We start from the raw sequence: 12,728 nt of genomic DNA on the forward strand, positions 1-12,728 counted from the left end.
TAGCTCGGGGCGGAAGCCCCGGGACCGTTGGTGCCCCCTCACGATGTCGCCCCGGACGGGGCCGTCGTGGATGATGTGGCTCGGTATCGGCTCGAAATGGCAGGCACGATCTGCCGCTCCGTGACGATTGCGCGGACGTGTTGCCCAATCGAACGATGGGGCGTTGATATGCCGGCGACCTTGCGACCGGTGCTGCCTGTGTCCAAGCGGCCGAACCGCGGAGCGGTGACAGAGGAATCCAAACTGCATGTTGCTGCTTGGTTTGTTTTCTGCCGGCTGTCGTCGCTCCGCGACTGTTTGATTGGGTGCGGCGTCTCGGGACCTTGGGTTGAAACCCAAGGCTGGTCGGCTGCCGTCACTCCGTGACTATTGCGCGAACGAAAGGCCGGATGGCCGGATGGTGCCATCCACCCAGCATGCAGGGAAATTCGCCCCGGAGGGGCCGACATCGGTAGCTCGGGGCGGAAGCCCCGAGACCGTTGGTGCCCCCTCGCCATGTCGCCCCGGACGGGGCCGTCGTGGATGATGTGGCTCGGTATCGGCACGAAATGGCTGGCACGATCTGCCGTCACTCTGTGACGATTGCGCGGACGTGTTGCCCAATCGAACGTTGGGGCGGTGATATGCCGGTGACCTTGCGACCGGTGCTGCCTGTGTCCAAGCGGCCGAACCGCGGAGCGGTGAAATCTGTCAGCCTTGGGTTTCAACCCAAGGTCTGGAGGATGAGAAAGACAAAGCAACAGCCGCGGAGCGGCGGCATCTGTCTTCATGCGATGCGCCAAACCGGCCGGCACTACACCCAAAGGTCGGCGTCGAGGTTTCGGTCGCCGATGGCTTCGGCGAGGTGTTCTTCGCTGATGGTATGGTGAAGGCTACGAATCGAGGCGGCTCATGAGACGTTCGGCGGCTGGTCGATCAACGAAACTCTGCGGGCTAGCCAAGGTCGCTTTCAAGACCGTCCGAGAAAGGTCCTGCTTGCCAACAGCCGCAAAGATCTCCGCCGCAAAGTATCCAATTTCCGCTGACAGGACTCGCGTTTTGACCACCGAGGTCATCACGGCTTCGGCATTTGCGAGGTCATTGTTCTTCAGCAGCGCCCATGCGTAGGAGGAAGCAGCAACTCGGCCGCGACCAGTCTTCACGTTGGTGTTGGACTGGTAGAGCACCTCCGCATGTTTGAGTGCAAGTGGATGCTGGTCGGACTCTTCGCTCGAAAGCAGCGACAGGATCAAACCGTTGGAGGCCTCGAAGTTCGACGGATCCTCACGATGGAGTTGCGAAAAAATGTCGACTGCTGAAACGGAGTCCCTGTCAAATCTGGCTGCCATTCCCTGCAGGTACCGAACGGCAGGCTGGTCTCCGTCGAGTGACACTGCCTGATCGATGGCACGACGCATCAAGTCCTGTTCACCCGCATCCATTGCATAACGCGCGATTTCGACTTGAGCGATGAGGTTCTCGCGGTCGGTTTCCAGTGCTGTTTGCATGGCGTCGGTGGCATCTTGGCGTCGTCCAACGGATTGGTAAAGTTTTCCCATCGCGACATCGACCGGGTCGGCATTCGGCGAGAAAGACCGCAGATTTTGAAGGGTCTCTCGTGCCGTGGATTCCTGACCTAGTTTGAAGAATGCAACTGCTAGTCGTGGCCAAGGCTTGGTATCGCGTGGATCCAGACTGATCCAGTCACGAAGGTTTTCCTTCGCGGAATTCCATTGCGATCGTTTTTCGTAAACCGTTGCCAAACCAGCGTGTGCCTGGATCGCTTGAGCCGTCTTCCGTTGGTCATTGGCGGTGTACTGTTCCGCTGCGGTCAACCCGCGTTGAAACAGCATTTCCGTTTCAGCCAAGCGTCCATCGGCCAGTGCCAATGCGGCTAGCATGTTCCAAGTCTCCGGGTCGTCTGCTTGCGTGACAGCAGCTTTCTCCAACGCAACTTTCGCGACTCCAACCTGCTTGGCTTGGAAAGCAATCTGAGCAAATAGCAATTCTCCAGGAGACAGGTCTGGATGCCTGTTATGAATCTCGATGAACTGTTGCAGGGCCTCTTCATGTTTCCCCTGGGCGAATGCAGCGGCCGCTTTCTGAACATCAGCAGTCGCCGGATGTGCTTGGCGAGCGACGTTGTCCGGCACGAGAGCATCGTCGTTGGCAGCAACGCGAGGCACACTTCCAAGAGCGAGTGAAAGAGCAAGGGTGAGAAGAATCGAGCGATGCATAGCCGGGAACCGGAGGATGATGTTTGGAAGGATCGTCGTGTCAGCTTCCAGCGTGTGAATCACGATTGCAACGTGAATGCCAGGCTAGGAGCCGACCTGACGTTTGGGATGCTGCCGATCACACCGCAAGTGACCGGTCGCTTGGTCTCAGCGCGGTCGAATGGTGATCGGCAGATAGACGTCATTCTCACCACTCGCTTGGTCCGAGAGATCGTTTGGGGAATCGTCACTGGGGGTGCCGGAGCCACTGCGTTCCCTGTCCGGGAACGCACCGCTGAAATCAATGGTGCCAACGTTGCCGGGAATCAGTGCGTCGATCGTTTCTGCAAAATCGCGGTAACGACCGAATTGGTCATAGACCAGTTGTTCTGTCAAAAGCAAACGGTCGGGGACGACGGCTTCTTCTCGGACAATGAAGTCACCCGTCAGGATCTGAAGGATGTAATTATCGGCGTCAAAGTTACCGATCGGATTGCTGAGCAGAATCGGTGAAGCTCCCAACGGAGCGTCACCAGAAGTACCTTCGCTCATCAGCGACGCGCTCGCGATCGTGTCGTCGTTCTTCAATCCCGTGGCAAGGAACTCGTTGCCAGCGAAAACGAAGGTGTCGCCAACGAGCTTGGATTGATCAAACGGGCGAATCTGAAGCGACGCCGGGGTCACCAACAAGCCATCGTCGAGTGAGCCAAACTGAAGGACGTAGTTGCCCGGATCAAATCCGTTGCCCGAACCCGTCACCATCTCCGCCCTGAGGTCGTAGTTCCCGACATCAGCCGTTGCGGCGATTCCGGGTGACGCAAATGAGACCCGACGGATGGTCTCGCCGTTCTTCAAACCAACGGCATTGAACAGCGACTGATCCAACGCTGAGTCGCCGTAAACCTTGGATTGGGCCAGCGGATTGATCGAAAGAGATGCCGGGTTCACCGTCAAGCCACCACTCGCCACCTTGATGACGTAGTTGCTTGGATTGAAGTTTTCACCAGCACCGGCCACCGCGTTGATAACGTAAGGGCTACCGCTCACCGACGCGTTTGCGGCAGCACCGTCACTCGATAGAGCGAGAGAGCCGACGAGGTCACCATTCCTGAGCCCACCGATGACGACAGGATGATCGGCAAATGAGAAGGTGTCCCCGTAGGTCTTGGTGGCTGCTTCAGTTCGGATCAGCAAGTCAGCCGGCAGGATGGTGAATGTACCACTTGCTGTTCCCAGCAATCGATACTTCGGATCCAAGTCGGATGCCATGACGTTGATCGTGTATTCCCCTGCGTCGGAGAGCTGCGTCAGGTTGAAGTCCGTTTCAACACCGATCGTTTGAAGCGTATCGCCTTGCTGAAGGACACCTCGCGTGATGGACAGGCCCGGGTCGACGGGAGTCTGACCATACGTTGAGCTGCCATCATTGGCGGTGAAGAACAAACCAGGGGTCAAATCGATGGAGGCTAGGTAAAAGGCGAAGTTTGCCTGCGGCGTTCCCAAGTATTCAAAGCTCAAGGGATTGCCGTCGGAGCCAGCGATTCCCAAGCTGTTGATCAGGTTTCCATCGGTATCAAAAAGATCGTTTCCAGAGACTCCATTGAGGCTGGATGACGCGTCGACTGCGACGCCAGACTGAAACGGGAGGGCGATTCGCAGCTCTCCATCGACAGCCGTGTTGATCTGTGATTGATTGGTGAGGCGGAATGTCGAAGTGCCAGAATCCGTGTCAAAGTTAAACAGGTTCAACGCGATCAACACGTTCTGACCGCTGATGGTCGATTCAGAGAGTGTGAATTGATAGGCATCGCTACCCGCCTGCCCCATGAGTATTGAGCCTGAGCCACCAGCGACAAGTTCACTGTTGATCAATGTGACAGAGTTTCGTTCCCGGATGGAACGAACGGGATCGATCCCGCCATCATCAAACAAATCCTCTGCACTAATGCCTTCAAATCCAATCTGACCGTTTTCCGTTCGAACCGAAGCATTCTCGACAACGAGTGAGTCTCCCACCGCAATGAAATCATCGAAAAACGGATCACTGGGGAATTGAAACCCACCAAGACCAATGATACCCTCGCCAACGCCGCGGAGCGTTGCGCCGTCCGCGATGCGGTTGCCACCAAACCCACCGAATTGCAATTCCTCGGTTGCAATGAGCTGAGTCCCGGCACCCAGGATTTCAACTCCCAAACCAACCGTATTGCCTGTGCCCCGAACTGTCACACGGTCACCTGAAAGGACCGAGTCGCCATCAATGAGGATTCGATGGCCTTCGAAGAACGCGCTTGGCCTGCTGACCTCAATCCCACTCGATGAGATGAATGATCCTGTGATGTGAATCAGTGGGTCCTTTTCAAAACTTTCTGACTCCTCTAACTCATCGCCAAACAACTCGACGAGTGAATCGTCCCCCGTGGCGACAATGGAAACACCATTCAGTCGCAGCAGTGGGGAACCGGGGTCGGTCTGACTGGACAATGCCGATTGGGAATTGAATTCGAGCGTCAGCGAACCATCGCCGATGTTGATATCGGTTCCTGGCAACACGTTGATGCTGCGGCCGGTTTGAACGGTCAGCTTTCCGACACCCGTTGCGGCGGTCATGATGTCCGAGCGAATCTCAAGGTCGTTGCTGAACTGCAGCGTCAGGTCATTGCCCGCGTTCAAGATCGCGGCGATGTCATCCGGATCGATGAAGGTGGTTTCCGCAGGGAAGTCAGCGAATGCCAAGTCGCCGCTCAAACCTGCAATGGATGGACCGCCGAAAGAGATCAGCGAGACTTTGCCGATCCCTGGTTTTGCATTCTCGCCAAAACTTGCTCCGGGGGAACCAATCGCAAGAAGATTTCCGTCGCTGGTCAATGCCACTGAGCTGCCCAACGCATCGCCCGACTGCACCGCGATGAAACCGCCGGCGATCGCAGTCCCGTTTCCGATGATCGTATTGATCGTGGGGCTCGCATTGATATTGGCCGGATTCAAGTCAAATAGAAAGACTCGTCCACCGGTATTTGGAAGGTCATCGCGATCACCAGTCAAACTGGGGGCGCCAACAGCCAGGCTGCTGCCATCCGCATTGAACCCAACTGATTCGCCAAAGCGATCGAAGTCGAGCAGTGACAGGGTTTCAGATCCGCCTAGTGATGAGCCATCCTGTATTTCCTGCGCCAATGTCGGCGAAGCACTCAGGTCCGATGGGTTCAGGCCAAAGATGAACACGGACCCACTTTGGCTTTCGGAATCGCCTGCCGCTGGGTCTCCAACCGCCAAACGGTTCGACGCTCGGTTGATCGCAACAGCGGTCCCGAATGACGACTTTGCGTCGTTGGAAAAGTCCTCCGGAATGTTTAGGTCCAGTGACAAAGTCCCGCCACCGGCTAATGGAGAGCCATCTTCAATCGTTTGAAGTCGTGTCGGATTCTCATCGAGGCGATTGACGTCCAAGGAAATCAGATGCACTTTTCCCTGGGCTCCAACCACCAATACGTCTCCTGCTGCGTTCAAGGAAACGCTTTGTCCAAAGGAATCACGCGACTGAAAATCGAATCCCTCAATCCCGACAAATCCGCTACTCGAATTCACGCCCCTTGTGAGTGTGTTCTCCAAATTGGGCGCGTTGCTCAATTCATTGGGATCGATTCCGAATAGGAAGACGGCCCCGTCACCAAAGTTGAAATCGTCGTGGCCAATCGCAAGAATGTCTCCGGCGGAATTCAGCGCGAGACCACTTCCGAAACCACGCCGATTCAGCTCTAGAATCCGGCCGTCGCTCAAATCGGTGCCGTCCCTGATCACGCTTGCAAGCAGCGGCGTGGTGCTCAAACTCGAGTCCACTTCAAACAAGTGGACACGGTCCTGGGCCTCGATGGCGATCAGATCACCGGCACCGTTGAAGGCCAATGCTTGGCCAAAACCGTCTTCCGCACTGAGGGCGAAATCTTCGTAGCTCAGCGTGCTTCCTTCACCGATGGTTTGCGACAATTCTACCGGACCGCCCAGGCCGCTATCAAAGCTGAACACATTGATGCGACTTTCATCCGGGTCACCCACGACCAGCCGATCACCTGTTCCGTTGAGAGCTACGGTTGCCCCAAACTCGCTAAAACCGACCGTAAGGTCATCACCGTTGGTGAGCGAGGTTCCGTTTCCGATGATTTGTTTCAGACCTGCGGGTGACGATAAATCGAGGTCGTCCAGTTCGAAGAGGAAAACCCTGTTCTCGGAGCCATTGTCTGTTTGCCCGACAGCCAACCGTGTGCCGGAATCATCCATCGCAGTTGCGGCACCGAAATCCGAAAAATTTTCGAGGACGAGTAGACTTCCATCTTCGAGAATCGAATCACGCCTGAGTTGCTGCGGCTGACTAGGGGCCGCACCCCAATCATTCGGGTTGAGTTCGAACAGACGAACTGCTCCACCACTGTTATTGATTTCACCAACCGCCAAGCGATCACCGACTGAATTCAACGCCACCGAATTTCCTAGCCCAAAGACGGAGGACGCCAAGTTCAATGTCCCACCTTCGGCGAGCGGGGATCCGTGTTGCAACGTACTCGCAAGCGTTGTCATGCCGGTGAAGTTTGCGCCACCGAATTCAAACAGGAACACCATCTCTTCAGCACTCGCCCCCGCCGCCAAACGCATTCCATCGCCGGTCAGCGCGACCGACTGGCCAAAGCCGCTGTTGTCGCCAAGTGTCAACTCAGTACCACCTGCGAGCGACACCTCATTGCGAAGCACCTTGGACAAGCTTGGTATCCGGGAAAGTTCAGCGTTGGTGAGATCAAACAGGTAGATCGCACCCGAATTGCTATCAGCATTGGAGACGCCATCGTCGCCGCGAGCCCCGACGGCCAGCAGATCTCCCGCGTCGTTGAGCGCCAGCGACGAACCGAAGCGGTCTTCGGCATCGAGCATCAGCATCTCGTCACCAGCGGGAGTCGCGACCACGATCCGATCTTCGATCACTCCGACTAGTGTCGGAGCGGCTACTGCATCGTCGATCTCAAACAGGAACACCTCTTGTGAGTATTCGCCCACGTTGCCCACCACCAAACGGCTCCCGTCAGAGTTCATCGCGACTGAACGACCAAATGCCTCCATGAAACCCGGTAAAGTCTTCACCTGACCGTCGGCCGCGATCAAATTGGACAGAATCGGGCCTGCGGGGTCTTCATTCAGGTCGAACAGGAACACACTGCCAGAGGAGTCCCGGTTGCCGAGCGGGCCGTCGAAGTTCGGCGAGCCGACCGCCAGCCAGCCGCCATCTCCTGTCAGCGCAACATCACTGCCGAAGTCGTTGAAGCCGAATTGCAAAGTGTCGCCGTCACCGAGAACGGTACCGCTCTCGAGAACCTGTTGCAGTCCCGGAGCGGCAGCCAAGTTCGTCGCATCGAGTTCAAAGATAAAAGCAGACGGCGAAAACGTCGACGAATCACCGACTGCCAACAAAGTTCCGGACTGATTGAAATCAACACCACTGCCGAAGTTCGATCCGAAATCTTCGCCCACGTCGAGGGAAGATCCATCGGCGAGCGTGATTCCAGTTTCGATCGTCTGTGCCAGCACTGCGGGCGAAGCCAAAGACGTTGAGCCGAGATTGTACAGCAGGACGCGTCCATCGTTGCTCGTATCACCCGCCCCACCAACACCAACCGCCAACCGATTGCCAATCCCATTGAGCGACACTCCTGATCCGAAGCTGGGGGCACCTTCGAACGAGTTGGCCGCAACCGGATCGTTCAATGTTTGGGCCAAGTCCGCCGGACTTGCCAAATCCGAAGGATCGATATCAAACAGATAAACCAGGGGAGCCAACGAGCTCGGTGCGCCCACGACAAGCCGATCGCCTGCGTCATTCAAATCGACACTGCTACCGAATGCGTCACGCCCCAAACGAAGAGCGTCGTCAAAATCAGTGAAAATGATCTCATCGAGCAAGTTGGGGTTGTTCGACTCGACCAAGTCAAGGATTCCGCCGCCGGCGAGTGGAGAATCGTCTTGAATGACCTGTCTGAGTGTGGGTGTGGAGGAAGGATTGTCAGCATCCAGTTGAAACAGGAATACCGCGCCGGAGTTATCCGTAATCATGAGTGGACTCGCGTTGAACGCATCGACTCCTGAGGCTCCGACTGCCAAGACGTTTCCATTGCCGTCCAGAGCAACTCCACTGCCAAACTTGTCGCCCGCATCGAGCGTCAAAATCGTTCCCCCGCCGACGCTCGATCCGTCGCGAATGATTTGTTGTAGCACCGGCGGTATTCGTAAGCTGTTCGTATCAAGTTCGAACAAGTAAACGGCACCGGAAGATTCTTTGGCAACGTTGCCTCCGGCGTCGCCGGTCGCTCCGACAGCCAAAAGCGATCCGCTGTTAATGAAGTCGATGGAACTTCCTAAACGGTCGAAGGAATCAATCAACTGAGCATCATTCGACAACGAAAATTCGATGAGATTCAAACCCGAGGGAGCCGAATCAACGATCACACCGTTTTTGGGGTCCAGCAGAACGCTGCCGCCGCCTGTCTGAATCTCATCCGTCGTTTGATAAACCAGGTTCCCGGCTGAAGACAATTCGACGAATCCGCCAGCGGAATTTCCCGCGACATCGACGCCACCATGGAACTGAGTGCGGTCGTTGCTCCACACGATCGCGGTGCCACCTTCGCCATTTTCGCCGCGTGCGATGAGTTGCGTTCCAGGACTGACCAGAGTCTCTGACGAATTCGCGAGCTCATCAACCACCAGATCTTTGCCACCCTGGAATTCACCGCCCACGCGAATTTGACCGCCATCGGTTTGCCCCGATGCGTCCAAGGTTGCTCCCAGCAATGACGTCTTGAAATCGCTAGCGACATCAATGTTTCCCCCGTCGCCGCTGGTACCTACGGCGCTGATCGTTGCCGATGAAACGATTCGCCCTGGACCATCGATCGTGACTTCGCCTCCGCTAGCCCCAGCGACGTTGATGTTGCCTGCTGTCGTGGCCGTGTACCCAGACTCCGTCGTGATCGTGACGCTGCCTCCAACACCTGACGTCGCTGACGCATCGATCGTGGCATATTGATCGACGACACCGGAATCAATCTGGACGCTGCCGCCCGACGTCGTTCCTGATGCATCAATGGTTCCCTGAATCAACGCGTCACTGGACTGAACGATGACATCGCCGCCCACGTCACCCGAAGCGTCGATCGTGCCGATCGTGTTGAATTGTCCGGTGTTCACCGCCACATTGTGACCGCCAATCAGACCGCTGTTGATCACGCGACCGCCTGGATTGGTCAGGTACACGTCGCCGCCGCTCATCACGGCGCCGGTTGCCCGCAACGTGCCGCTGTTCTTGATCAACCCAGCTGTTTCGCTGTACCCGTTTTGCAGCGTCGCCATGTCGGCTTCGACATGGGTGACCCCGTTGGCGTAGGTCACAGTTTGTCCACTGCCGACAGTGATCGAGCCACCCGCGCTGGTAATGGTGCCGTTGTTGTTGAACTGATTGCCAATGAAGTGCGCACCGCCCGCACCCGTGTTGATCGTTCCGTTGTTGACGATGCTCGCGGTGGATGACCCGCGAAATGACATCGGTCCGCCATCCATGAATTGGCGGTTGGTCGTGTCAAAGGTCGACGCTGTGAATCCATTCGTGTTGATCACGCCCGTGTTGCCGACGACAACCCCACTCGGGTTCACCAGGAACACATTGCCATTGCTGTTCAGCTGTCCCGCAATCACCGAGGGGATTCCAGGAGTGGTCACCCGGTTCAGGATCGCTGAGCTGGCGCTGGGCAGATTGAAATTGGCCGTGTTGCCCTGGCCAACGGAAAATGAATTCCAATTCACGACGGCGCGATCCGTCGATGCGTTGACGTTCAGCGTATTCCCAACGCTGTTGATTGTCGCAGCACCCGCCACGACATTTCCGCCGGTCGGATTTTGAGCAATCGCGATTCCGGTCGAGGAGGTCGCCCATCCCAACAGAGCCAGGATTTGAAGGCGTTTCAGGTGTCGGCGGCGTCTTCGGCGAATCACAGACGACGTTGAACGGCGGTTTATGTTCACAGCAATCAAACTCATTGGAGCAAAGCGTGCGAGTCTTCGTTTCTGGTGATCGTCGCGACGAGTGGGCGAACTTGCGCCATCGGATGATTCCGAACCCCCTCACCTGGATAGGGGGATGATCGTTGCCTCTTTGTCGCCTGTCAAACGAAAACTGCTCCGGTGATGTTGATTTTTCCGGTGAGTCTGCTTGTGTCGCTCCTGCGGAATTTGGTGGGAAAGCTTGCAATGCGGAAAATTTGTTTCGTCATGCTGCCAGTTTTCAAAGATTCAATTTGCATCTTTAAAAAAACGTGTGCGGGCGGCGGGATGCCGATTCCCCCCACTGGTGAAGCACTGCGACTTCACTTTGGTCGAAAGGCTTGGACACTCACTGTCAAGGATTGGCGAACATGCCCATTAGCACCTCCACCAGTTGGCCACTCGCCTTCTTGGTCTCGCTTTGTTTCGTCGGCCTTGCCCAGGCGCAAAATTACGAACGCTACCAACCGCTCGCAATCTCACCACGGCCACTTCCGACCGACGCAGTTCAATCGGAACCGCTTCAACCGGTGGAGGGCAGTGACAAGGTTCTGGTGGATTCGCTCAACGGGATCATCTTCCTCGATGGCAACGACAAACTGGAACCAGAGGACGCTCATGCTGGCCAACTTGGCATTCAATTTCGTTTTGATGACCCAACATCGTTGGTGCACGGAAATGCAGTGCAGTCCATCGTCAATCGCTATCTGGGCGGACCGGTCACGCTGCGAAACTTGAATCAGTTGTCCCGCGACATCATTCTGCATTACCGTCGCTGCGGCCAACCCGTTGTGGACGTTGCGATCCCCGAGCAGAAGATCACTGCGGGCGTGGTCCAAATCGTCGTCATCGAGCCTCGGATCGGCAAAGTGACGGTCGAGGATGGCTGCTATTTCGAAGCCGAGGACTTGTGCCAGTGGGTCAACTGCACGCGTCGTGGCGACAAAATCTACGAGCACAAGCTCAACAACGATCTGTTCTGGTTGAATCAAAACCCTTTCTACCGCGTTTCAGTCGACATGGAGCCTGGTAAGACCGAGGAGACGACCGACGTCATCTTTCGTGTTGATGACGTGTTGCCAATTCGCGCCTACCTTGGCTACGAGGACACGGGTGTCCGCTCGCTGGGACTCGAACGACTCTACGCTGGCTTCATTTACGGCAATGCGTTTGGCCGCGGAGGCATCCTCAGCTACCAATACACCGCTGATTCCGATTTCAATCGCCTGCACGCACACAGCGTCTCTTATAGCGAGGCGATCAATCGCTGTTACAGTTGGAACACCTACGGCAGTTGGGCCGGTGTCGAACCGTCGATCGCTCCTTTTAACCAAGACGGCGAATCGTGGCAGTTGGGCCTCGGGCTGACTCGGCACCTCGTCCGCAACGCACGACAGGACACAAGCTTGACGCTGGGGGCTGATTTCAAACAAACAAACAACAACCTGGAATTCGGCGGCCAACAGGTTCAAGACAGCGGGGCGGACTTGCTGGAGCTGCGAGGTACCTTTCGTCATTTTTGGCGAGGATGCTGTGAACAATATGGCTTGATCGTCAGCGATACGTTTGTCGGTCCCGGAGGTGGATTCACCAGCGATAACAATCAGGCCGCCTTCAATTCCATTCGTGCCGGCACATCACCCGACTACATCTACACGCGTTTGAGAGCCGAACGGTACGACAACGTCGGCAAAAAGTGGGCCTTGTTGTCACGTTTCACAGGGCAATTGACGAGCGAGCGACTGCTGTTCAGTGAGACACTGGGTTACGGTGGATTCGATTCAATCCGCGGTTACGACATGCGGACTTTCAATGCCGATTCGGGCTGGTTCACCAACTTTGAATTTGGTCCGCGAACTCATCACTGGGGTTGCAAGCAGTCTCCCAATCGCATTCGCATGTTTGGATTCTGTGATATCGGGGAAGGCTTCACACGCAATGCTGTTGCCGGTGAGGTCTCCGACCAATTCCTTGCCAGTGTGGGGCTCGGAACTCGCGTCAGCCTGGGCTACGACACATCGCTACGATTCTCTTATGGTCATGGGCTGGAAAAAGTTCCCGGTGCAGCCACTCGAGATCGTCTGCATATCGGATTCGTACAACAGTTCGGTCCGCGGCCATGAAATCCCTCGGGCACGCGGCCGGACGCAAGCTCGCTCTGCCGTCGGGTATACGCCGCCTCCAAGGAGAATTGCCGGCGGCTCATCTGGGCGCTGTAACGAATCGGGCTGCCTTCAAATCGTTCGGCTTGCACATCCCGAGCACGCATGACGGACTCACGCATCATCGCGCTGGTCCCGCTCGACGCGTCATGCGATGACAACTCTTCAAACGGTACCGCGGGAACCTCGATGTGAATGTCCACCCGGTCCAACAGTGGCCCGGAGATCTTCCCCATGGGCGTGGGATGGTGCCATCCACCCACCATGCAGGGAACTTCGCCCCGGAGGGGCC

3 protein-coding genes are annotated in these 12,728 nt (G+C 56.4%); 1 reads left to right on the forward strand and 2 read right to left on the reverse strand.

Annotation, left to right across the window (positions count from 1 at the left end; translation table 11 throughout):
• Window positions 1-872 precede the first annotated feature (872 nt).
• Complete coding sequence (locus RISK_RS11950) at window positions 873-2,279, reverse strand: tetratricopeptide repeat protein (protein ID WP_053061165.1); 1,407 nt, start codon at window positions 2,277-2,279, stop codon at window positions 873-875.
• 84 nt (window positions 2,280-2,363) lie between these two features.
• Entirely contained in the window at window positions 2,364-10,226 is a 7,863-nt protein-coding gene (locus tag RISK_RS11955) for a two-partner secretion domain-containing protein (protein WP_160311437.1), read from the reverse strand.
• Window positions 10,227-10,645: 419 nt separating this feature from the next.
• Here RISK_RS11955 and RISK_RS11960 point away from each other — a divergent pair, with 419 nt between their 5' ends.
• Complete coding sequence (locus tag RISK_RS11960; protein ID WP_047814547.1) at window positions 10,646-12,397, forward strand: ShlB/FhaC/HecB family hemolysin secretion/activation protein; 1,752 nt, start codon at window positions 10,646-10,648, stop codon at window positions 12,395-12,397.
• Window positions 12,398-12,728 lie beyond the last annotated feature (331 nt).

This window comes from Rhodopirellula islandica (assembly GCF_001027925.1).
In the GTDB taxonomy this organism is placed as follows: domain Bacteria; phylum Planctomycetota; class Planctomycetia; order Pirellulales; family Pirellulaceae; genus Rhodopirellula; species Rhodopirellula islandica.